The following is a 22672-nucleotide window of genomic DNA, read 5'->3' on the forward strand; positions in this document are numbered from 1 at the left end:
TTCAAATATGCCGCGAACTTGAATCCAAAGGCTCGCTATTTTAAACCGCAGAGGACGCCGAGGATGCACTGAGAGAGCGCAGAGTTGATTAACAACCCGCTACGTTCTCTGTGCCGACCTCGGCGGTTTTTTCGAGCCTATTATGCAATTTGTTGTTTGGGTTTTTCGGCAATCTCAAGTTGCGAAAATCCTGTAAATTCCTTAGCAAATCAGCCCATAACTTGACCTTCATAACCTCAACCCGTAAACTGGAATTCACTATTCACGCAGCATCTGCAAAACCCAATAACGGCTCTTTGAGCGCAATTTATAAGGCTAAACGATATGACACATAATCTCTTCGATACTCTGCAAACCTTCACTTTCGCTGACAACCAATCGGGCAAATATTACTCATTGCCACAGCTTGAAAAAGCGGGCATTGGGCCAATCTCGAAACTTCCCGTGAGCATTCGCATTGTTCTCGAATCGGTGCTTCGCAACTTTGACGGCAAGACCATCACCGAAAACAACGTGCGTGAACTGGCAAACTGGCAAGCCACTGAGGAACGCACCGCCGAAATTCCGTTCGTGATTGCCCGCGTCCTGTTGCAAGACTTCACAGGCGTGCCGCTACTCGTAGACCTTGCCGCCATGCGTTCAACCGTCGCGCGTTTGGGGCGCGACCCTAAGCTGATTGAACCTCTGGTTCCGGTTGATCTGGTGATTGACCATTCTGTTCAAGTCGATTATTCGGGAACCGCCGATGCTTTTCGTCTGAACATGGAAATGGAATTTCAGCGCAACCGCGAACGCTACCAGTTTTTGAAATGGGGCATGCAAGCCTTCAATAGTTTTGGTGTTGTCCCGCCCGGCATCGGCATCTGTCATCAGGTCAATCTCGAATACCTTGCCAAAGGCGTTCAGGAACGCGATGGCGTTTATTACCCCGACACCCTGGTTGGCACAGATTCGCATACCACGATGATTAACGGACTCGGCATTGTCGGCTGGGGGGTTGGCGGCATTGAAGCAGAAGCCGGGATGCTCGGACAACCGGTCTATTTCCTGACGCCCGATGTTGTCGGTGTGCATATGAGCGGGAAACTCAAAGAAGGCGTAACCGCAACCGACCTGGTGTTGCATTGCACCGAGATGCTGCGTAAAGCCAAAGTGGTTGGCAAATTTGTTGAGTATCACGGTGAAGGCGCGGCTTCGCTTTCGGTCACAGACCGGGCGACGATTGCCAACATGTCTCCCGAATACGGCGCAACCATGGGCTTTTTTCCGGTTGATGAACAGACCTGCCAGTATTTGAAAGCTACCGGCAGAAGCGAGGCGCAGATTGATGCGGTGCGCCGGTATTACACCGCGCAGGGCATGTTCGGCATTCCGCGCAGCGGCGAAGTCAACTATACCACTGTGCTTGAACTCAATCTTGAAGAGGTACAGCCGGGCATTGCCGGGCCAAAACGCCCGCAAGACCGCATCAATTTAACCGATGTCAAAGACCGCTTCCGCGAGTTGATGCTCAAGAAAGCAAGCGAAGGCGGCTACAATAAAGTTGAGGATGACCTCAATGACCGCTTTCCGACGACGATGGGCGCGTTCAAACCTGAACTGGTGACGATTGCCGGTGGCGGTAAGCAAAACGAAGATACGGGACCACTGGTTCAGGTCGATGGCGACAGCGACAAAGAGACCAGCGTGTGGACAGAGACCGAAATGGTCAACAATCGCCCGACGCCCGATGTTCTCGGCGAAGTCCCGGAAAGCGAATTCCCGAAAGCCAAAGTCGATCTCGGTCACGGCGATGTATTGATTGCCGCGATTACTTCCTGCACCAATACCTCGAATCCGAGCGTGATGCTGGGCGCGGGACTGGTGGCGAAAAAAGCGGCGGAAAAAGGCTTGAGAGTGAAACCTTATGTGAAGACTTCGCTTGCGCCGGGTTCGCGTGTGGTGACGGAGTATCTGGAAAAAACCAACCTGATGCCTTACCTCAATCAAATCGGCTTTAATCTCGCGGGTTATGGTTGTACCACATGCATTGCCGAAGGAACGCCGGTTTTGCAAGCCGACGGTACAGCGCGTCCGATTGAACTTTTTTCCGAAACCGGCGGCGCAGCGATTTTCGCACCGACAACCGAGGGGCAATTAGCCATAGCCAAACAAAATGAACGAATGAACCAAGGCGTTCGTGAGTGTATCGCTCTGGTTTTGCAAGACGGGCGCGAATTGGTTTGTACTGCCGACCATAAAATTTTATGCGCGGATGGGTATTGGATTCGCGCTGACCAACTGATTTTAGGGCAAGACCGCGTCGTTGTCGGGTTGGAGTCCCCGCTTGATGAGCCGAATGCGGATGAGAACAGATATGAACTGCAAGCCGGTGAGCTGCGCTTCACTATGACCAATGAGCAGGAACGGGCAAAAACTTTGGCGTTTGCCCGTCTTGTTGGCCATCTTTTGAGCGACGGTTCCATCAGCTCACAGGCGCAAGGTCGAATGCACGTCGGACAGGCGATTGATCGTGAAATCGTGCTAAATGATATTGAGCTTATAACCGGCAAACGCCTGGTCGCCAATCAATACGACGAGCGCAAATGGACAATTATTCTGCCCAAAGAATTGACTACAGCGATTATCGCTTTATCAGGTGTGCGTTGCGGCAGGCGCATTCATCAGCCTGCCCAACTTCCGGCATTTGTGTTGGATGAATCCTGCCCGCTGGCGGTGGTGCGCGAATACTTGGGCGGAATGTTTGGCGCAGATGGCTGGTCGCCTGTGTTGCATCGTCAAGGAAAAAACGAAAATGATGCAGTTTTGAAGCCGCCTGCTTTTTCGCAAAGTACCAAACCGGAATACGTTGCGGATTTGCGCGAAATGCTGAATCAGATGCTCAAGCTTTTGCATCGTTGCGGCGTGAATACCACCGCCGCGAAAATTTATGAATATCCGACACGCCGTTCCGCCTCTTCTTATCCGGCAGGAATGGACGGCTCGCCACGCATCGAAGTGCGGCTGCAACTTGCCGACGGACTTTCGTTTATTGAGCACGTCGGTTTTCGTTATTGCGTTGATAAAACGATGCGTTCGAGCGCGGCGGCGGTTTATTGGCGCATGATCAATAAAATCAATCAACAACGCCTATGGATGTCAGAGCGTTTACAGGAAAAGCATCTTGCCGCGCCGTCCTTGTCCTTCGCTGAGGTGCGCAGCATCGCGGCTTCGGAATTATGGCAAACCGAAACCGTGGTGTTTCCGCATTATTCGTTATTGGAAGGGCACGACCGTTTTACGCGATTACCAAAACTGACAAGCCGCAAGTTTCAACCGTTGCATCGCGATTCGCGCGGGTTTCCGTCGCCCGTTGAATTGTTTCGCTGGCTTGGGGTACGTGATTGGTTTGCGCCTTTGGAAGAACGGGCGAAAAATACCGCGAAACGTTACTGTTTGGAAAAGGAATCGCTGACCTTGCCGACTTTTTCGCTGACAGTCATTGATCGCCGACCGGCGGGACGGCGAAAGGTTTTTGATTTATCGGTCAATGAAATCCATTCTTTCATCGCCGGAACAGTTGCGGTTCATAATTGTATAGGCAATTCCGGGCCACTTGACCCGCGCATCGAAGAGGTCGTCAACCACAATGATGTGATTGCGGCGAGCGTCCTGAGCGGCAATCGCAATTTTGAAGCCCGCGTTCATCAAAGCATCAAAGCCAACTTCCTGATGAGTCCGCCGCTGGTCGTCGCCTTTGCGCTCGCGGGAACCGTCAATGTCAATTTGACCAAAGACCCGATTGGCCTCAGCGATGAAGGACAGGCGGTTTATTTGAAAGACCTCTGGCCCACGCAGGAAGAGGTCAGCGCCTTGATGTATGCAGCGTTTGACCCGGAAACCTATCGCAAGCTTTACAGCAATTTCGTTGAACAAAATCCCATGTGGAATGATATTCCTTCGACCGTCGGGGATGTTTATGAATGGGATGCGACATCGACTTACATTCAAGACCCGCCGTATTTTGAAAAGTTCGGCATGGAACCTGAGGCGATTTGCGAAATCAAACAGGCGCGGGCGCTGGCGATTTTCGGCGATTCGGTGACCACAGACCACATCAGCCCTGCGGGGGCGATTAAGGCGACTTCGCCTGCGGGACTTTATTTGCAGGAGCGCGGCGTCGATGTTGCGGATTTCAACAGCTACGGTTCACGTCGCGGCAATGACCGGGTGATGACGCGCGGCACGTTTGCCAATGTGCGGATTAAAAATCTGATGGCGCCGGGCACAGAAGGCGGCGTGACCATTCATCAACCGCACGGCGAGCCGATGAGCATTTACGATGCGGCGATTAAGTATCAGGCATCGCATGTGCCGTTGGTGGTGTTTGCCGGTCAGGAATATGGTACGGGTAGTTCCCGTGACTGGGCTGCGAAAGGCACGCGATTGCTTGGCGTCAAGGCGGTCGTCGCGCAGAGTTTCGAGCGCATTCATCGCAGCAATCTTGTGGGAATGGGCGTTTTGCCTTGCCAGTTCAAAGAAGGCGTGAACGCGCAGAGCTTGAATCTTGACGGCACCGAGACCTTCGATTTAGTCGGCTTTGAAGGCGACATCAAACCGCAACAGGACGTAACGCTCAGGATTTCGCGCGCCGATGGTTCAACTGAAGAGGTGGCGTTGAAACTGCGCGTCGATACGCCGATTGAAGTCGAATACTATCGTCACGGCGGCATTCTGCCCTACGTTTTGCGGCAATTGATTGCCAAGAGCAATTAAACGTGAAGATGATTTTAACACGAAGAACACAAAGAACACGAAACAGAAAATAATTTATGCTTCGTGTTCTTTGTGTTCTTCGTGTTTTTATCAATGGGGGATACAGATGATTGACGCGACTTTTTATAACACCCTCCTAAAAACCTTTCTTAAATTTCTTGGTTTGGTCTTTGTGATTGTTGCATTAATCACAAATCCGATAGTCAATGCTAAACCTTTACAAAAGATTCTTGGAAAACACAACGATGTTGTTTTAACGGTAAAGTTTTCTCCCGATGGTAAGTTGATTGCTACCGGCGGTAATGATGAAGATGTGATGATTTGGGACGCACGAACTGGAAAATTGATAAAGGTACTGTCAGAACTTAATACCGATTCGACAATGCCAATAGATTCGGTTGCTTTTTCTCTCGATAACAAAATGCTGGCGGCTGCTTCTGGAGGTATGCTCATCATTTGGGATTTGCAAACTTTGGCAGTGAAGTTCTCCTTGCAAGCGCAGGTGTATAGAATTTCTTCCTTGGCTTTTTCCCATGACAGTAAAATTTTGGCGAGCACCTGTTTAAACTTGGAAGCCAGTGATGGTGAAATCAGTCTTTGGGATATGTACACAGGAACTCTCAGCCAAACTTTGAAAGTTCATACGGATGTTTGGTCAACTGCTTTTTCGCCTGATGATGTGCTACTGGCCAGCGCGAATCATAACCAGACCATTACAATATGGGATGTCGAAACAGGAACGCTCCTCAAAACTTTGACCGGACACGAAGAGCAAGTTAATTCAGTTGCGTTTTCGCCAGATGGCAAAACGCTTTTGAGCGGCAGTAGCGATAAAACAATTAAATTTTGGGATGTGAAAACAGGCAAATTAAAAAATCAAATTAGTGGGTTGAGAGGAGAAGTTTTTTCAACCGTTATTTCGCCAAATGGCAAAATGATAGCCTCAGCAATTTTGAATCAGGTAATGATCTGGCATAGACAAACGGGTAAATTAGTACGTGTTCTTAAAGGGCATAAAAGCTATGTTCAGTCCTGTGCCTTTTCTCCCGATGGTAAATGGTTGGTTAGCGGTGCGTCTGACAGGACTATAAGGTTATGGGCAATTAAATGATTTTTTATGAGTTTTATAATTACCTTTACAAATCGTTTCATGAATAATCACAAATCAGTTCGCCTTACTCTGTTGTTCGGTCTAATACTAATAACACTATCTTCTCAAGCCTGCACCAGAGAAGAAGAAAAACGTTATGAACTGGCGGGTAAGGTCGTAGCGGTTGATCTGCGCGGGAAAACCGTTACCATCTCTCACGAAGAAATCAAAGGTTATATGGAACCCATGACCATGCCGTTTCGGGTGTTGGGAAAAGATGAATTTTATCTCGACAAGATGAACGCCGGTGACCGGGTGCAGGCGACGCTCGTGGTTGCCGGTTCGCGTTCGTGGATTGAAAATCTCATTGTCACTCAGGAAAGCCGCGAAGCCTTGCCGCCAACCGCTCAAGTTACAGAGCCACAACCCGGCGAACAGATTCCCGATTTCACCTTGATCAATCAGGACGGCAAAAAAATCTCGATTAACCAGTACAAAGGCAAAGCTTTGCTGTTGACGTTTATCTATACCCGTTGCCCGTTGCCGGATTATTGCCCGTTGATGACCAGTAATTTCGCGGAGATTAACAAAGCGATAACCTCGCAACCGGAATTGCAAAAACGCGCGCATCTGATGAGCATCACGGTTGACCCCGAATATGATAAACCTGCGGTGCTTCGCGCTTATGGGGTGCAGCATAATCCGAATCAAAGTTTTGAAAATTGGGAATACGCGACCGGTTCAAGCGATGAAATCAAAAAAATCGCCAGCCATTTCGGACTCTATTACTCGACGCAAGAAGACCAGATCGTTCACAATTTGCAAACCGCGCTCATTGCGCCGGATGGCAAATTTGTTAAGATTTATCGCGGCAACGAATGGAAACCTGCCGATGTCGTGAGTGATTTGCAAAAGCTTGCCAAAGAGTGAAAACAGGTGGATGCTCTAAAAACTTATCTACCTGAAATCGGGGGGCAACTGATCAGGCTGATATTTCTTGAAAGCTCAATAAAGCGTGTGCGGCTAACCTCTGACCTCCGGCATCTTTGATTATTGAGGTATTGAATTTGTTCAAGGAAAGAAAACAATTCGCAATTTTATTATTTATGCTTTTAATGCTAACTGCCTGTCGCAAACCGACGGTGGTTTATCAAGGTCAGGGCTTGGTCGAAGAGGTTCACCCGGATACCGCTACCGTGCAAATCAATCACGAAGAGATTAAAGGGTTCATGCCGGCGATGAGTATGCCCTATCACGTTAAAGATAAGACCATGCTCGACGCCTTAAAAGTCGGTGATCGGGTCAATTTTACGGTTGAAGACAGTACCTCGGGAACCGTTTTAATCGACCTCAAAAAAGCCGACGCAACGGGTGCGGACAAGAAATCTGAGCCTTCGGGTTCATCAACTAATGCCAATAAAAACGCCGCACCGCCACCCAAACCATAAACTTGAAAATCCTACCTGGTTCGCTAGAGCGGCTTGCGATTGAATTTACTCAGTCGCTGTTGAGAAAGCGGTCTTTGATCGCGTATGACGGGAAACGCGGTCAACGACCGCTTCCTCAACTTGAGTAAATCGTTTTGCAAACTGCTATAGTCGTGACGCTTGAACGTCCGGCGGTACGCCCGTGGGTGAATGCGGTTTTAAAAAAGCAGTGCGTTTTGCTGTCCTGGCTCGCTTTGCGTGAAATTATCCGTGTCCTTATCAGTGTTCATCTTCAACGACCTCACCAATCACAAATCAAGCAGATGGCGAATCGCATCTTTATCGGCGGCAATCTGCACCGATTTATTGGCAAACGTTCCTTTGATGGGATGGGAGATGCCGTCCGCTTCAATGGTTAATTTATCGGTGTGATAGTTGATGGAATAGGTCGGGTCTTTCATCACGTTGCCGGTGAGTATCGCCACCACCGTTTCAGACGGTTTGATGACCGCAGTCGCCACCAGTTTTTTTATTCCCGCCAGTGTCGTCGCCGAAGCCGGTTCGCAACCGATGCCGTCAAAGCCAATCATCGCTTTGGCGTCGGCAATCTCCTGTTCGCTGACGCGCTCGACAATGCCGTTTGTCCAATTCAAAGCGCGCATGGATTTTTGCCACGACACCGGCTTGCCGATTTTGATGGCGGTCGCCAGCGTCACAGGGTATTCAAACGGACGAAAGCGGCTGCGGTCTTCGGCGATAAAATATTCATACAGTGGCGATGCGCCTTCTGCCTGAATGATGGCAAGGCGCGGTAAGTCGGCAATCAATCCCGCGTCGAACATCTCTTTTAAGCCTTTGCCGATTGCCGATGAATTGCCGAGATTGCCGCCCGGCACCACCAGCCAATCGGGAGCCTTCCAATTCACCTGTTCCATCAGTTCAATGGCGATGGCTTTTTGTCCTTCGAGGCGAAACGGGTTGATGGAATTCAGCAAATACAAATCGCTTTCATTGGCAAGTTCGCGCACCAGTCGCATGGCGTCATCGAAATTGCCTTCGATTTCCACGACCAGCGAACCGTATTCGAGCGATTGCGAAAGTTTGCCGTAAGCCACCTGACCCGCAGGGATAAACACCACGCCGCGCATCCCGGCGCGCGCCGCATATGCCGCCATCGAAGCCGAGGTGTTGCCGGTCGAAGCGCAGGCGACGGCGCGCGCCCCCAGAACTTGAGCTTGCGTGACGCCCGTCGTCATGCCGTTATCTTTGAATGAGCCTGTGGGATTTAAGCCCTGATGTTTGAAACGGACTTCATTCAGACCTGCATATTCGGCGCATCGCGGCGCGTCGTAAAGCGGCGTGTTGCCTTCGTAAATGGTGACGATGTTCGCTTCATTTGTGACGAATGGCAGGAGTTCGCGAAAACGCCAGACGCCGCTCAGGTCAATCGCTTGATTTGAAAGTTTGCGCGATTGAAATAAATTTTTCAGTTCGTCTGCCGCCGGCAGATAGAATTCATAGGCGACATCGAGCAATCCGCCGCAGGCGCTACAGGTATAAAGGCGTTCGGTGATTGCAAATGTAGAATTGCAGGTTGCGTCAATGCAACGCAGAAAGGCTTTTGACTGATTCATAATCGAGGTAGGTTAAATGATTGCGGGCAGAATAATCAATCGGCAATGCGTTTAATCAACTGTTTGCCCAAGCGTTTTTCAATCGCCTGCCAATCCTGTTCTTCGGCGCTCGCCGGGTGGGCGATAAAAAAATCCAATTCGCTTGAACCTTTATAACCGGCTTCTTCAATCACCATCGCGTCTTCACCATAAATAGACCACAACCGGCGAAGTTCTGCGGCGGATTGATTCATAGCGCGGAGTTCTTCGACAGATGAACGCAGGCGACGACGGGCATACTCGATAGCCTCTTCACGCGACGGGAAACCGCTAATCAGCAATTCACTTTCTGTTTCCCGATAATGCGCCATATCGATGATTAAAACGGCATAACTCTTTGGTAATGCGGCGATTTCTTGATTCATCGTGTAGTGAAGGCATGTGCCCGACAACGGTGTTAAGAAACGGTTTGCTTGAAAGCTGGCTTTTCCGTCGCAATCGAAGACCTCGCGGTCAAAGACCGCTCGCTCAACGTCCTCGTATTTTTAGTTTTCGTGGTCAAAGACATCTCGCTCGTTTATTTTTGCCTTTTTACTTTTGCCTTTTTACTTATTCGGGCGCGTGCTGGTCATACAAATCTTCCCAGCTATCGCTCGGTTCGACCAGCTTCAATCCGACATGGCGTTGTCCGCCATCGCGCCAGACCGATTCGGCAATGGCGGTCGCTTCGATGTTGTGCGAATGGACTTTGATTTTGACAATGCTTCCCGGTTCGATGTCACGCGCGGTTTGCAAACGCAAACCCGATGGGCTGATTTCCTTGACCAGCATCTCTTCGGCGAAAGCTTCGAGTTGCGAAGTGTTGCCTTCGACCAGAGCTTTAATGGAAACCGCGATGCGATCTTCTGCGCGGCGGTCTTCATCGTCTTCGCGCACGTCATTGGCTTCGGCAAGCAAATCGTCATAGCAGGCATCGCAAACCAGACGATAGCCGAGATGCGCCATTACTGCGAGTTCTTTCGCGCCGGAAATGTTTATGATGTAGCTGGTTCGTTCGTTACAACGTTCGCATACGCCAGACATAACAAAATTCGCTCCTTCAAGGCCAGGAGACCTGTCGAAACATTTGGGTGTGTTTTTTATTTGTTGTTGAAGTATAAACCATACTGTTTGTACTGGAGATGCGCCCAGTATAGACAGATTTTCTTTTTGACTCAACTTAAATTTGATTTTTTTGCGCTTTCCCGATGTTGGCGTAATACAGCCTGAAAACTTCTGCCACGCGGCACGAAGCACACGAAGGTTCACTAAATCTCCAGGTATTTCCCGGGGTCTCAGTGATAGCAACTCATCAAGTCAATCAATGCCGGCTTTCCCCGATTGATTGACAAGCGCGACCCGGCACTTTAGAGTCTTTGCCCATCAGCGATTTTTTTAGAAAGCTTCTGTAATGCTGAAGAACACGTTCCGCCATTTACCCAATTGCAGCGCCGCCAAAGAACAGAAACTCTGGGCAGCCGGTATCACTTCCTGGGAAGCGTTGCTGCAAAGCGACCCGCAAAAACTGTCGCGGCAACACGGGACGCTCTATGCCCAAAGCATCGAAGAATCGTTCAAACAACTGGAATACAATAATCCGAATTATTTTGCAGACCTCTTGTCATCGAAAGAACACTGGCGGTTTTTCCCGGATTTTCGCCACTCCATCGCCTATCTCGACATTGAAACTACCGGGTTGAATTACGGCGACACCATCACCACCATTGCGCTCTATGACGGCAGCCGGATTTTTTACTACATCAAAGGCGAAAACCTCAATGATTTCATGCGCGACATCGAACGCTATTCATTAATCGTTACTTACAACGGTAAATGTTTTGATGTGCCGTTTATTGAACGTTACTTCAAAATTAAAATCCCCCACGCCCACATTGATTTGATGTATGTGCTCAGAAGCCTCGGCTACCGCGGCGGACTCAAAGGTTGTGAACGCCAGCTAGGACTCCAGCGCGGCGAACTTGATGGCGTCGATGGATTTTTCGCTGTGCTGTTATGGAAAGATTATCAAAAAAATAAAAACCCGAAATCGCTTGAAACCTTGCTTGCCTATAACATTCAGGATGTCGTCAATCTCGAAACTTTGCTTACCATCGCCTATAACAAAAAAATCAGTGAAACGCCGTTTGCCGAGCGCAATCTTTTGCCTCGTCCGCAAGACCCGCAAGTGCCTTTTCACGCCGACGAAGCTACCATCAAACGTCTGCAACATCAAAAAGCTTTCAGTTGGAGTTACGGCTGGCGGTGAGCGGGAAAGCAAAAGTAAAAGGCAAAAGTAAAAAGGCAAAAGGCAAACGGCAAAAATAAACGAGCGAGATGTCTTTGACCACGAAAACTAAAAATACGAGGATGTTGAGCGAGCGGTCTTTGACCGCGAAGAAAATATACCGGGGTTGAACGAGCGGTTTTTGCCCGCGACCGTTGCCTGAACCTCTGACCGCGATGCCAATGTTCACCTGAACAAATCATTCTCCGCCGCGCGAATCAATTCTTTGCCGCTGACTTCGCGCGACTCATAATTGAGTCCGCGCACCACGACGACCGGCACACCATCGGTTTTGCCCATCACCAACTCTGCCGCCGCAGCGATTTCATCGGCAATCGCAATCATGGTGACGCGCAACAGTTGTCCGAATGAATCCGTAGTGCCGCGATAATCAATCAGCGGCGCGATGCCCGCTACGCCGAGCGCCACATTCGTGAGTCCTTCACGCCAGGGTCTTCCGAAAGTGTCCGAGATAATCACTGCGAGTTTGGCATCGAATGCCTGTTCGAGAGCCGCTTGAATATTTTTTGCCGAGGCGTCCGGGTCAACCGGCAGCAATACCACAAAGCCCGGCGCGACGTTGGAATGATCAACCCCGGCATTGGCGCAAATGAAGCCGTGATGGGTTTCCGAAATCATCACTCCGCGCTCTTTGCGCACGATGCGCCGCGATTCGCTAAGTACGACCTGAACCATTCGCGCGTCTTTATGGTATTGCGTCGCCCATTCGATAGCTTCGGTGGAAGGCGTGATGGAATCGAGATTCATGACCTGACCTTCGGCTTTTGAGACCACTTTTTGGGCAATGACAAATACATCGCCTTCTTGAATCTGCAAATTGGCATCGCCCGCCGCTTTGACAATCAGCGACGGCAAATCATCGCCCGTTTGAATTTCAGGAATGCCGGTTAAACCGATGACCGTGAATTGAGGAAGCATATTCAAGTGTGTACGGTAGCAGGTTGCGGCAAGGAGTTGTCAACTGTAAAAAGTATCTACTCAAACCAAATTGCCAACTGTTCAAAATGCGCCGGAGGCGCTTGGGAAATTAGTCAGTGGTGAAGCCACTGGAAGTTGTGCATCAAACAACTATCGCGCCCTGACGGGGCGCAGGAAACGGTTTTTCATCCATCGCTCTTTCAGAGCGAAAAAATTTGCGGTTGCCAACTTTCCTGTGGCGTTACCACAGGCTAATTTCCTTTGCCCCTTCAGGGCATTTTCAGATTGCCAACTTGGATTATTCGATGAAGCGTTTGGCAATCTGCATCGCTTCAAGCAAACGCAAACTTTTGGTCGCTTTGCCTTTGGCTAAAAACATTTTGATGTCGTGCGGTTCATCAATGTCTAAAGCGATACGTTCGTTTTTAACGATTAAACATTGCGCGTCAATCCGCGCGGCTTCGGCTTGATGAAGCGCCAGCGACCCTGTACCAAAACGCGAAGGGAAGAGATTGGGCGGCGCGCGCAGGATGGCATTGGTGCCGGTCTCTTCAAATGACGGAACCATTAACACCATAGGTTTAGTGAGTTCGACGGCAAGCAAAGCGTCAATGTCAGCGGCTTCAACCAGCGGAATATCCGCCGGAAGACGAAGCGCCGCATCGAACCCTCTGTCGCGCAAAATTTGCGAAGCCCAGTCAATCGAAGCGCTCTCGGATTCCTGCCTCTCTTCACCCAGCACCTCAAAGCCAAGTGACCGGGCGCGCGCCGCAGCTTTTGCAAAACTCGTGACAATGAAAATACGGTCGGCTCCGGTAGTTTGTGCCACCGCTTCACAGACATCTTCAAACATCGCCCAAACCAACTGCTGCCGCTCTGCGAGCGTGAGTAGATTCGCAAGCCGCGTTTTTACGCGCGCCGGTTCTTTAATGGGAATTAAAATCGCTTTGGTCATTAAAAAAATTGAACCGCCAGGACGCTCTTATTCTTTATGGCTGTCGCAAGTAAGCATTTTTAGGACTTCTACAGCCAATCGCTGTTTGTCTGCAAGCGTCTGCATGACAGTGTTCATCGCCACAACCTGCAAACCGAATTGTTCGATTGAGGTTTTTAAATCGGCATCAGATTCATCGAGCACAAAGGTATTCACGAAATCTTTGTAAAGCGCCGCAACCCCACGCGCCGAGACTTCGTGTCCTAAATCGCGGAGCATATCGGCGGCGGGACCTTTCAACGCCTGCCCTGCAATGATCGGTGTAATCGCAATGACTTCGGCTCGCGTCTGTTTCAGCGCCTGGCGCACACCGGGCACCGCCAGAATGGGACCGATGCTGATAAACGGATTGCTCGGACAAATAATCACCGCATCGCTGGTTTGTATCGCTGCAATGACGCCTTCAGCCGGTTGCGTCGATTCGATATTTTGAAAATGCAATTCCTTCACCTGTGGCTGACAACGCCGCCGCACGAAATATTCCTGAAAGTGCATCTCGCCTTCATCGGTCACCACGCGCGTCGGCGTGTAAGAATCGGTCATCGGTAAAATTTTTGCGCCGACGCCAAGCGACGCGGCAATGCGCGAAGTGATTTCTGTAAGCGTTACGCCCTGGTGGAGCAAATTCGCGCGATAGATATGCGTGGCTAAATCTTTATCTCCTAGATTGAACCAATCGGCTTCGCCGTAACGCGCCATCCATTTCAATGATTCAAAGGTGTCGTTTGCGAGTCCCCATCCCATCGTTTCATTGATGACGCCTGCAAGCGTATAGGTCACCGTGTCAATATCGGGACAGACGCGCAATCCGAAAAGTTCTATGTCATCGCCGGTGTTGGCAATGATGGTGAGATTTTCCGGCGGCAAGAGGTGAATCAAACCTAACAGAAATTTCGCCGCCCCGATGCCGCCCGCAAGCGCAGTGATTTTCGGTGACCGGTTGTCGGTAGCCGGTCGTTGGTAGCCGGTCGTCGGCAGCCGGTCGTCGGTTGTTGATGCTTGATTGTCAGAAATCATTTTATTTTTGAGTGATTTTTACCTTCACCTTTTAACTTTTGCCTTTTGCCTTTCCTCTCATTCCGCTAGTCCCAACAATCGAAAGCGTCCATTTTTGATTTTATGGCGGCGATTGATGCCGATGAGCAGAATCGTCATGCGCTCCAGACAACGCGCGCTGTACAACACTCCGGCATCGACCGGGCGCAACCCTTCGATATATTTGATGGCTTCAATGACGCGGGCTTTGGCTTCTTTATGGTCGCTGGCGACAAAGGTATCGCAATCAAGCTGGGCGCTCGCATCCGCCAGCATATGCGCGGGTTCGGTTTTAAATGCGGCAACCAGCGGAATGTTTTCCGGGAGTTTGGTTTTCAGATGTTCGCTTGCTGACCCTTCGGCGGGTTCATGGTAACGCACGCGCCCCTGCTCGAAAACGACCGGTACGGTGATGTCTATCAAAATCGCATCGGCGCGAAAATGTTCTTTGAGTGATTCGATAGTTGACGCGGCATAATCGAAAGGCACGGTGAGCAGAATGAAATCGGCTTCTTTGACGGCATCTTGATTGGTGGCGTGATGAATCTTCCGGCTTCCGAGAATTTTATTTAATTCGTCTGTGGCTTCCTGGGCTTTTTCAATGGCGCGTGACCCGATGGTGACTTGCGCGCCCGCCATTGCCCAGCGTAGCGCCAAGCCGCGACCTTCTTCACCTGTGCCGCCGATGATGCCGATTTTTAGTTCGTTGATGTCCATGATGAGTGGCTGTCCTTTGGTTCGATACGTAGAGTTTGCAAAATGAACCTCAAGGTTGCCATCTGCAAAAGGCAGTGTCAATGTTCGGGCATTTTATGATTCCAAAGCGCAAGGCGCGATGAAGGTTGAGTTGCTTAACTGGCAAAGCGCTCTTCTACGGTAAAAGCAAACACCAGGACGCCCAGGATGCCAATGACGCATGCCGCAATGAAGGGCGTTTGCGGCGTCAATTTCCAGAGCAACCCGCCGATGGCTGCCGCCGGAGTAATGCTCAGGCTGCGAACCAGATAATACAAACCGACGGTGCGGGCGCGCAGGTGTGGCGCGGCAAAATCCATAATCATGGCTTTACGCGACGGTTCACCGATTTCTCGCAGGCCACCGATAATAAATGCCACGACCCGCAACCCTAAATTGTTTGCCAGGATGATTGCCAGTGGAAACAATGCGAAACAACAAAAGGTTGCAATCACGAATGGTTTGCGTCCGATGCGGTCAGCGATTTTACCTGCCGGAATGTACACCAACATGGAAGTCGTCATCTGCAAGGCAACCAGTCCACCATATTGTGCCAGAGTGATTCCCGAAACGTTGGTCACATAAAGCACAATCAGCACATCCGCCAGCCCTTCGCACAGGCGAATGATGATGTCTGAAATGAGCAATCGCTTCAAAGCGAAATGAAACGATTGCCAGACGCCTTTGATGTTGGTCGATTCGCCTTGATGAATCGGCAGATTGATGCGCATGGCAATCAGTATGGTAATGAATGCCAGCCCCAGTGTAATGATTAGTCCAAGTCGCACGCCCGCAAGCGTACCCATGCGGGCAATGAAGATGCCGCCGATTAACGGCGCGATAGCCATTGGCACGCGCTTTAACAGCGATTGAATCGTGAATCCCATCGCGCGCCGATTTTTCGGCAAAGCGTCGCCAATCACAGAAAAAATCGCCGGGCTTGCCATGCTGCTCCAAGCCATCGCGAAAGCCAGCCCGACGAAAATCCATAACCAGGAAAAGCTGAACAGGTAAATCGCGTAACCGAGACAGGCGAGCGCGATAAACATCAGAAAGGCTTTGCGTCGTCCGAGATGGTCAGCAAGCCAGCCGCCGGGATATTGATAAATGGCGTCGAAAAAATCTTTGGCGGTGCCAAACATGCCAATGGCAAAAACGCTTGCGCCAAGCGCCTCAAGATATTTCGGGAGAAATTTTTTCCATAACTCTTCACCCAGCCCCAGCAGAAAAGCCGATGTCGATGCGGCAATGACATTGCGCTCAAGCGCCAGATAATCGGCGAGTTGCCGACCGTGAGCCGATACCGATGCAGCGGATAATTTGTTCATGGTTTTTCAGGTTGAAGAGGAAGGCTAACACTATATTACGGGCTTCAACAAACAGGGTTGCTGGCTAACTGATTTTTGAGCGAATTCCCCAAACGATTTCGGCATTTTCGACTAAGAATTGACAACCCGCGCGGATTTGACTTCGGTGCTTTCCCTCTTTAACGTGAACAAAGAGCCATGAAATTTCGGTAAAGGAGAAAAAGTTAATGACCAAGCCAATTCGCTTCGGCGTGCAGACGCCACCGCAAAATGTAACCTGGCAGGAACTCCTGGACACCTGGAAATTGATTGACGAACTGGGCTATGACACCGCCTGGACGTTCGATCATTTCTTTCCGATTTTTACAGACCCATCGGGGACTTGTCTGGAAGGCTGGATTGCGCTCACGGCGCTTGCCGCGGCAACCCAAAATCTCGAAGTCGGCACCCTGGTTACCGGCAATACCTATCGCAATCCCGCTGTGCTTGCGAAAATGGGCGCGACGCTTGACCACATAACCGGCGGGCGTTTGATTATGGGGGTCGGCGCAGCGTGGTTTGAACTCGAACATAACGCCTATGGCATCCCGTTTTACACGGTCGGTGAACGTATACGACGATTCGATGAAGCCTGCCGGATTATTAAATCGTTGTGGACAGAAAAACAGACGACTTTCGATGGCAAGTATTATCAAATCAAAGACGCTTATTGCGAACCGAAACCTGTGCGTCGTCCGCATCCGCCGTTGATGATTGGTGGCGCGGGTGAAAAACTCATGCTCAAGGTTATCGCCCAACACGCTGATCAATGGAACACCTTCGGTTCGCCTGAACTCTTCAAACACAAGATAGCTATTCTGCGAGAACACTGCGCCACGATTGGGCGCAACCCGGATGAAATTGAAATTGCCTGGGGCGGGGCAACTTTAGTGACCGATTCGCCGGAAGAAAAAGCGGCGGTGGCGCAGATGATGACCAAACTCTGGGGCGAGCCATATGCAGAAGCCGAACGGCGGGTGCTCGCGGGTTCGGCTCAAGAGATTGGCGACCGCATCAATGAATTTATCGAAGTCGGCGTGACCCATTTCATCATGCTATTGATGCCACCGTTTCGCGCAGACAATTTACGACGGTTTGCCGAAGAGGTGATTCCGCAATTTCGCAAATAAACGATGAGGTAAGCGATGCACTGGCTATTTTTGATTGTCGCGATTGTCCTGGAAGTTTCCGGCACTACCTGTATGAAACTATCCCAGGGGTTTACGAAACTGGTGCCTTCGATTTTGATGTTCATCTTTTACGTCACCAGCCTCGGCGCGCTGACGCTGGCATTGAAAAAGATTGATGTGAGCCTGGCTTATGCGGTGTGGTCGGGGATGGGCACGGCATTGATTGCGACCATCGGCATCCTCTGGTTTGAAGAACCGCTGAACGCTTTGAAACTGGTTTCGCTGGCGCTCATTATCATCGGCGTCATCGGCATTAATTTAAGCGGCGCGCATTGAGCGATTCGGGATGAGAATGTGAATCTACAAATATGTTGATTCGTCTGACGAAGCTGACAAATTTGTCGTTTTTGATTTTGGGCTATCTTTGACGGGCATTGATGGCGAATCTATCGATATTACAATTTTGTATGATAGGGGGAAGCGAGGCACGAATTTGTAGTAAGCGGCATATGCCCGAACCGGCGACCGATTAAAAAAGCCCCGTAAATCCGCAAGTTTTCTTGAATGGCGCGGCTGGCACAGGGCTTGCCTTCCATACGGGCGACAATTCTTGTAGCGGAATGTCTTCACCTGTGCGGCTGGATTAAGAGGAGGCCAGCCGCACAGGCATCCAAATTCATAAATGTTTTAAACTGACGATTCATATGGTTTTTAAAAGGGCTTCAATACATAGGTTCCGAACAAATCAATAACGGTTTGCCACTACTCTCTTGAAGCTGATGGGTGAATAGGTACCTCCCTTGGTATTCATTGGCTTCTTCACGTCAGAGTTCAGGATGCAGTCGCCGAGTCTCATCCTGGACTCTGATACATTTTTTCAGTCAATCGACTGCGCGCCGCTTTACCTGCCAATAAGCCTTTTCTCGCACAACGCTTTCAAACAAATCAGCCTTTTCGTATAATGTCGCGGAAGTCATCAGAGTAAGGAGCGAGCTTAGAACTATGATAACCTGTCCGAATTGTGGCGCGGAAAATCGCGATGGCGCGCCATTTTGTCGTATGTGTGCGGCATCGCTTGAAGCGGCAGGCGCTTCGATGCAGATGCCGGCACCGCCTTTGCAAATCACCTGTCCGGTTTGCAAAACCACCAATGATGCCGACTGGGCGTTTTGTCAGGAATGCGGGTACAAACTGAGCGCCGAAAAACCGAAAACCGAACCGGTTCAACCTCCGCCAACCCCTCCTTCATCGTTTGACCGCGAAACCGTCATCATGCGCGATACCGGAACCGCTCCGATTAATAAACCGGTGTTTGACCCGGCGGCGACCGTCGTGGATATGCAAATTCCTCCGGTGGAGGCTGCGGTCAATCCGCCACCGGTTGAACGCATTCCCACTGCGCCGGTTTCGCAACCGCCAACGCCGCCCAAAACCGAATCGACTTTGCCGCCTGTGCCACCGACGGTTGTGCATCAAGCGCCGACGGTTGTGACCAATTCGCCATCAACTGCACCGGTGCCGCCTACGGTTGTGCACACAGCGCCAACTGATGTGCAAGTCGAAAATAAAATGACCGAACCGAAACCTGCGGTTACGGGTTCGCCGGAACTGACGACCGCGCCAACCTTTTTCAATACCGCATCGGATGAAGCTACGACCATCGTTGAAGAGAGTCAGAACTACGCGCCTGTGAAAAGCGGTAATGAAGTGGTGTGCCCGAAATGTGTGCATAAAAGCGCCGCCGGAAGCCTGTTCTGCGCCAATTGCGGCGCGGCGCTGACGCCATCGGCACTGACGCCATCAGCACTGACGCCATCCATACCGATTCCACCGCCGGTTCCACAAACGGTGCCGACGCCGGTTGCCACGACGCCGACGCCAGTTGCGCCAACGCCAGTTGCGCCGACGCCGGTTGTGCCGACTGCGCCGACCAATGTGCCGACCGCGCCCGCCAGTTCTGGTGCAGGGCACACTCTGGTGATTTCATCCATGCCGGCGCCGCCTGCCGTGCAAGGCAGATTGCATCTGGTGATGGAAGGCGGGCAGACCGGCGAGGTCTATGATTTACAAGAAGAGACCGGCATTGGTCGCACCACAGGTCAAATTACCTTCCCGCACGATGGTTATATGTCGGGTCGTCATTCAAAAATTATTCAACGCGGTAGCGATTTCTTTTTGGTTGATGAAGGCAGTCGCAATGGCACCTTCGTGCGTATCAAAGGCGAAGTCAAACTTGAGCCGGGCGACATGATTTTAGTTGGCAAACAGCTATTTCGTTTTGAAAAATAGTTGCCAGGCGCGACTGCGACAAGCAGCCGAAATCCTTTTGGGCATTTTCGGATGGCTTGCCGGATACTGAGGTTAGAGGCTACCGGATGAGCGATGTTTCGATTTCACTGTTTGCTGATACACACGTTGGCATGCGCCGTGCGGCAAATGAAGATTCATTTTTAATCGCCGATTTAACCCGCAGCGAAAATGACAACGGCGCTGAACTCATCGCCCATTCGCTTGGCGACAACGGTTATCTGATGGCAGTCTCCGATGGCATGGGGGGAGCCGCCGCCGGTGAAGTCGCCAGCGAACTCGCCGTCCGTACCCTTTTTGAAGAACTCACCAAACCCCTTGCCTGTGAGTCGCTCGCCGAACATTTGCAAATCGCTACGGAAATCGCCAACGAGCGCATCTGGAATTATGCCCAACAAAATCCCGAACTTTTAGGTATGGGCGCGACCTTGACCGCCGTGCTGGTCAAAGACAACATCGCGCACATCGCACAGGTCGGCGATTCGCGCGCCTATCTCATCCGCAATGGCAATGCCGAACAACTCACACGCGACCAGTCCCTGGTGCAAGCCTTGTTGGATTCGGACATGATTCAACCCGACCAGGCGCATTTGATTCCGCAAAACGTCATTCTTCAGGCGCTCGGCACGCAACCCGCTGTAAGCGTGGTGATGACCGAAATGGAACTTTGTCAGGGCGATCTGTTATTGGTTTGCAGCGACGGGCTGTCGAATAAAATCCGCGATGAAGAGATGCCACGGGTGATTGGCGAAACCGATAATCTGAAAGCCGCAGGCACACGCTTTATCGAAGTCGCCAACGAACGCGGCGGCGAAGACAACATCACGGTGATTGTCGCGGCGTTTAGCGGCGCGGATTTGAAAGCGACGACGCAGACCAAACGCATCACCGGAAGTTATAACGCCTTTGAAAAGACCATCTCTTACGAAGAAGCGGCATTCATTGCCAGCCGTTATGTGCCGCCCAACGGTCAGGATGACGAGGCAAGCGACGAAGAGCATCGCGCGCCGGTAACCGGTGTTCTCAGGATGCCCGCAAGTCTCGCTGCCGAAGCCGAAAACGCCGATGGACAGGGCGAATATATTACGGATGCCACGCAGGCGAGAGAATTTTTTGAACGCCAACGCACAGCAAACGAACGCCGCAACCTGACCATGTGGATTATCGCTCTGGTGTTATTATTGTTGCTTGCCGTCGCCGGTTACTTTTTCGTCAAACCCCGATTTGAAAAACACAACGACAGCGAACGCCCGACCGAAAACCTCAACCGCAGCCCAAGCCATTCTTTATTGCATAGTTGATTCAGTATTTTATGTGAGAGAAACTACTGTCTAACAAACGACAGGCATATGGTGGTACGACAATGAGATTAAAGATAATTCTTATGGCATTTTTCTGTGAATTAATTATTGTTTGTCCCATCCCTTGCCAGGAATTTTTTACCCAAAATGAAAACTATAAGGTGAGGAGTCAGTATGATAAGGGTAAGGATAAGACGATAATGCAAGTTGGACCAATGATAATTCATGGTCACTTGTGGGAACTGCCAGAGATTAAACTGTCAATGTTTTATAGTGGGGTTGGAATGCAGCTTTCTCAACCGGCATTTATTACATTGGTTTTGGATACATTCATAAAACCGGATGGAACTTCTGATCTGATTAAGGGAAAAGGTATTGGTTTTACTGCTGATGAAAATATCTGGCACTTGGGATCAATGCGGTTACAAACCTCCAGGGTAGGAAAAGAAATAGCTATTGAAATGTGGATTCTTCCTATACCGTTGAAGACCTTTATACAATTGGCTGAGAGAATGACCACAGCAAAGAAATCAGCAATTCATATAGGTAATTCAAAGATTGAATTAAAGAAGAAAGCTGTTGAAGCAATAGCTAAACTGGCAGCGAGTATTCCCAAAGGTTCTTAAAGATCAGTTATGTGGTATGTGCATCGCGCTTCTCTTTGTTGCAAGTTAAGCTAATTCTCGAATGAAAACTCATGCCTCAACCAATCAAATTAGTCATCTCTGATATTGATGGGACGTTGATTACTTCCAATCACGAAATCACCGAGGCGACGAAAGCCACCGCTAATAAATTGTACGGAGCGGGCATCAGTCTGTCGCTTGCCAGTTCGCGCCCGCCACGCAGCATGTTTCCGCTCGCCAGAGAATTGAATCTCCATTTGCCGTTTGCGTCATTTAACGGCGCGCTGATTCTAACCATGGATGGCGAAATCAAATTGCGCAGCGCCTTGCCCGCGGAAATCACCGCGCACATCAAAGCAATCGCCGATGAAGTGGGCATCGGCGTCTGGCTTTACGATGAAACAGGCTGGTGGGCAAAGAGCCGCGACGCTTTCACGGAACGCGAAATTCACACCTCGGGATTTGAACCTGATTTCGCGGGTTATGACGACAAGCTGAAAGACTCTCTGGTAAAGCTCACTGTCGTCGGCAAACCTGAACTCGTAGCCGTTGCCGAACAGCGCGTGCTTGCAGAACTCGGCAACGAAGTTTCCGCGTCAAAATCCAAGCCGCGATTTTTAGATGTGACGGCGCGCGGCTTTCACAAAGGTTCGGTGGTCGAACATCTGGCAACGGTCTTTAATGTCCCGAAAACCCAAATCGCGGTCATCGGCGATGGACCCAACGATGTCGTGATGTTCGAGCAAGCTGGAGTGAGCATCGCGATGGGGCAGGCGGTTGACGAAGTGGTTGACGCCGCGACTTATATCACCAGTTCAAATGACAACGAAGGCTGGGCGCGCGGCATTGATAAGTATGTGTTGCAAGCATGAGTAAGAAAAGAAGGGGAGTAAGAGAAGAAAGGGAGAAAGGGAGAAGGGGAGAAAGGGAGAAGGGGAGACATTAGACCTCTATTTTTTTGGTAAATTTAAATCCTTAACGAATCAGCAAAGAAAGATGCTAAACGTTGCTCTCCCTTTCTCCCTCTCTCCCTTTCTCCCCTTCTTCTTTT

20 protein-coding genes are annotated in these 22672 nt (G+C 50.4%); 11 read left to right on the forward strand and 9 right to left on the reverse strand.

Annotated features, from left to right (window positions below; translation table 11 throughout):
- Positions 1-324: 324 nt before the first annotated feature.
- The 4 genes from acnA (at position 325) to AB1757_16845 (ending at position 7293) form a co-directional block, all read left to right on the forward strand.
- Positions 325-4755, forward strand: coding sequence for an aconitate hydratase AcnA (acnA, locus tag AB1757_16830; protein MEW6128707.1), 4431 nt, complete (start codon positions 325-327; stop codon positions 4753-4755).
- Between the two features lie 106 nt (positions 4756-4861).
- Positions 4862-5866, forward strand: coding sequence for a WD40 repeat domain-containing protein (locus tag AB1757_16835; protein MEW6128708.1), 1005 nt, complete (start codon positions 4862-4864; stop codon positions 5864-5866).
- Positions 5867-5905: 39 nt separating this feature from the next.
- A complete protein-coding gene (locus AB1757_16840) occupies positions 5906-6775 on the forward strand; it encodes an SCO family protein (GenBank protein ID MEW6128709.1) in 870 nt (289 codons plus the stop codon).
- A 176-nt stretch (positions 6776-6951) separates the two neighbouring features.
- Positions 6952-7293: a copper-binding protein gene (locus AB1757_16845; protein MEW6128710.1), complete on the forward strand. Its 342-nt coding sequence runs from the start codon at positions 6952-6954 to the stop codon at positions 7291-7293.
- Between the two features lie 287 nt (positions 7294-7580).
- Here AB1757_16845 and thrC read toward each other — a convergent pair whose 3' ends face one another.
- From thrC to AB1757_16860, 3 genes are all read right to left on the reverse strand, one after another.
- Positions 7581-8906 carry a threonine synthase gene (thrC, locus tag AB1757_16850; GenBank protein MEW6128711.1) on the reverse strand — a complete coding sequence of 442 codons (1326 nt, stop codon included), beginning with the start codon at positions 8904-8906 and terminating at the stop codon, positions 7581-7583.
- Positions 8907-8941: 35 nt separating this feature from the next.
- On the reverse strand, positions 8942-9310 hold the full coding sequence (locus AB1757_16855; GenBank protein ID MEW6128712.1) for a hypothetical protein: 369 nt from the start codon (positions 9308-9310) through the stop codon (positions 8942-8944).
- Positions 9311-9494: 184 nt separating this feature from the next.
- Positions 9495-9968 (reverse strand): PilZ domain-containing protein, encoded by a 474-nt coding sequence (locus AB1757_16860; GenBank protein MEW6128713.1) that lies wholly within the window; start codon positions 9966-9968, stop codon positions 9495-9497.
- Between the two features lie 367 nt (positions 9969-10335).
- Between AB1757_16860 and AB1757_16865 the strand changes: the two genes are divergently transcribed.
- Positions 10336-11190, forward strand: coding sequence for a ribonuclease H-like domain-containing protein (locus tag AB1757_16865; protein MEW6128714.1), 855 nt, complete (start codon positions 10336-10338; stop codon positions 11188-11190).
- Here the strand turns inward: AB1757_16865 and AB1757_16870 are convergent.
- The 6 genes from AB1757_16870 to AB1757_16895 form a co-directional block, all read right to left on the reverse strand.
- Complete coding sequence (locus AB1757_16870; GenBank protein MEW6128715.1) at positions 11165-11398, reverse strand: hypothetical protein; 234 nt, start codon at positions 11396-11398, stop codon at positions 11165-11167. The two genes, AB1757_16865 and AB1757_16870, sit on opposite strands and share 26 nt — an antisense overlap.
- Positions 11395-12147, reverse strand: a complete 753-nt coding sequence (gene cofE / locus AB1757_16875; protein ID MEW6128716.1) for a coenzyme F420-0:L-glutamate ligase — start codon at positions 12145-12147, stop codon at positions 11395-11397. The genes AB1757_16870 and cofE overlap by 4 nt, the downstream gene beginning before the upstream one ends.
- A gap of 298 nt (positions 12148-12445) precedes the next feature.
- Entirely contained in the window at positions 12446-13102 is a 657-nt protein-coding gene (cofC, locus tag AB1757_16880) for a 2-phospho-L-lactate guanylyltransferase (protein MEW6128717.1), read from the reverse strand.
- 27 nt (positions 13103-13129) lie between these two features.
- Positions 13130-14158, reverse strand: a complete 1029-nt coding sequence (cofD, locus tag AB1757_16885) for a 2-phospho-L-lactate transferase (protein MEW6128718.1) — start codon at positions 14156-14158, stop codon at positions 13130-13132.
- A gap of 57 nt (positions 14159-14215) precedes the next feature.
- Entirely contained in the window at positions 14216-14893 is a 678-nt protein-coding gene (gene npdG, locus AB1757_16890; GenBank protein ID MEW6128719.1) for an NADPH-dependent F420 reductase, read from the reverse strand.
- Positions 14894-15027: 134 nt separating this feature from the next.
- Positions 15028-16239: an MFS transporter gene (locus tag AB1757_16895; GenBank protein MEW6128720.1), complete on the reverse strand. Its 1212-nt coding sequence runs from the start codon at positions 16237-16239 to the stop codon at positions 15028-15030.
- Positions 16240-16445: 206 nt separating this feature from the next.
- Between AB1757_16895 and AB1757_16900 the strand changes: the two genes are divergently transcribed.
- The 6 genes from AB1757_16900 to AB1757_16925 all read left to right on the forward strand — a co-directional run bounded on the left by AB1757_16900 (position 16446) and on the right by AB1757_16925 (position 22493).
- Positions 16446-17387 carry a TIGR03560 family F420-dependent LLM class oxidoreductase gene (locus tag AB1757_16900; GenBank protein ID MEW6128721.1) on the forward strand — a complete coding sequence of 314 codons (942 nt, stop codon included), beginning with the start codon at positions 16446-16448 and terminating at the stop codon, positions 17385-17387.
- A 15-nt stretch (positions 17388-17402) separates the two neighbouring features.
- The gene (locus AB1757_16905; protein MEW6128722.1) at positions 17403-17723 is read left to right on the forward strand and encodes a multidrug efflux SMR transporter; all 321 of its coding nucleotides are present in this window, start codon (positions 17403-17405) and stop codon (positions 17721-17723) included.
- A 666-nt stretch (positions 17724-18389) separates the two neighbouring features.
- A complete protein-coding gene (locus tag AB1757_16910; protein MEW6128723.1) occupies positions 18390-19676 on the forward strand; it encodes a zinc ribbon domain-containing protein in 1287 nt (428 codons plus the stop codon).
- 86 nt (positions 19677-19762) lie between these two features.
- Positions 19763-20995: a PP2C family serine/threonine-protein phosphatase gene (locus AB1757_16915; protein MEW6128724.1), complete on the forward strand. Its 1233-nt coding sequence runs from the start codon at positions 19763-19765 to the stop codon at positions 20993-20995.
- A 62-nt stretch (positions 20996-21057) separates the two neighbouring features.
- Positions 21058-21621, forward strand: a complete 564-nt coding sequence (locus tag AB1757_16920) for a hypothetical protein (protein MEW6128725.1) — start codon at positions 21058-21060, stop codon at positions 21619-21621.
- Between the two features lie 71 nt (positions 21622-21692).
- Positions 21693-22493 carry a Cof-type HAD-IIB family hydrolase gene (locus AB1757_16925; protein ID MEW6128726.1) on the forward strand — a complete coding sequence of 267 codons (801 nt, stop codon included), beginning with the start codon at positions 21693-21695 and terminating at the stop codon, positions 22491-22493.
- The last annotated feature ends 179 nt before the right edge of the window (positions 22494-22672 follow it).

Source organism: Acidobacteriota bacterium (assembly GCA_040754075.1).
In the GTDB taxonomy this organism is placed as follows: domain Bacteria; phylum Acidobacteriota; class Blastocatellia; order UBA7656; family UBA7656; genus JBFMDH01.

Excerpts from the sequence above, each read along its gene's own strand:
- cofC (MEW6128717.1), bottom strand. The coding sequence starts at position 13,102 with ATGACCAAAGCGATTTTAATTCCCATTAAAGAACCGGCGCGCGTAAAA.
- AB1757_16920 (MEW6128725.1), top strand. The coding sequence starts at position 21,058 with ATGAGATTAAAGATAATTCTTATGGCATTTTTCTGTGAATTAATTATT.
- AB1757_16840 (MEW6128709.1), top strand. The coding sequence starts at position 5,906 with ATGAATAATCACAAATCAGTTCGCCTTACTCTGTTGTTCGGTCTAATA.
- npdG (MEW6128719.1), bottom strand. The coding sequence starts at position 14,893 with ATGGACATCAACGAACTAAAAATCGGCATCATCGGCGGCACAGGTGAA.
- AB1757_16860 (MEW6128713.1), bottom strand. The coding sequence starts at position 9,968 with ATGTCTGGCGTATGCGAACGTTGTAACGAACGAACCAGCTACATCATA.
- AB1757_16835 (MEW6128708.1), top strand. The coding sequence starts at position 4,862 with ATGATTGACGCGACTTTTTATAACACCCTCCTAAAAACCTTTCTTAAA.
- AB1757_16865 (MEW6128714.1), top strand. The coding sequence starts at position 10,336 with ATGCTGAAGAACACGTTCCGCCATTTACCCAATTGCAGCGCCGCCAAA.
- AB1757_16845 (MEW6128710.1), top strand. The coding sequence starts at position 6,952 with ATGCTTTTAATGCTAACTGCCTGTCGCAAACCGACGGTGGTTTATCAA.
- AB1757_16895 (MEW6128720.1), bottom strand. The coding sequence starts at position 16,239 with ATGAACAAATTATCCGCTGCATCGGTATCGGCTCACGGTCGGCAACTC.
- AB1757_16910 (MEW6128723.1), top strand. The coding sequence starts at position 18,390 with ATGATAACCTGTCCGAATTGTGGCGCGGAAAATCGCGATGGCGCGCCA.
- acnA (MEW6128707.1), top strand. The coding sequence starts at position 325 with ATGACACATAATCTCTTCGATACTCTGCAAACCTTCACTTTCGCTGAC.
- AB1757_16905 (MEW6128722.1), top strand. The coding sequence starts at position 17,403 with ATGCACTGGCTATTTTTGATTGTCGCGATTGTCCTGGAAGTTTCCGGC.
- AB1757_16900 (MEW6128721.1), top strand. The coding sequence starts at position 16,446 with ATGACCAAGCCAATTCGCTTCGGCGTGCAGACGCCACCGCAAAATGTA.
- AB1757_16925 (MEW6128726.1), top strand. The coding sequence starts at position 21,693 with ATGCCTCAACCAATCAAATTAGTCATCTCTGATATTGATGGGACGTTG.
- AB1757_16915 (MEW6128724.1), top strand. The coding sequence starts at position 19,763 with ATGAGCGATGTTTCGATTTCACTGTTTGCTGATACACACGTTGGCATG.
- AB1757_16855 (MEW6128712.1), bottom strand. The coding sequence starts at position 9,310 with ATGAATCAAGAAATCGCCGCATTACCAAAGAGTTATGCCGTTTTAATC.
- cofE (MEW6128716.1), bottom strand. The coding sequence starts at position 12,147 with ATGCTTCCTCAATTCACGGTCATCGGTTTAACCGGCATTCCTGAAATT.
- thrC (MEW6128711.1), bottom strand. The coding sequence starts at position 8,906 with ATGAATCAGTCAAAAGCCTTTCTGCGTTGCATTGACGCAACCTGCAAT.
- cofD (MEW6128718.1), bottom strand. The coding sequence starts at position 14,158 with ATGATTTCTGACAATCAAGCATCAACAACCGACGACCGGCTGCCGACG.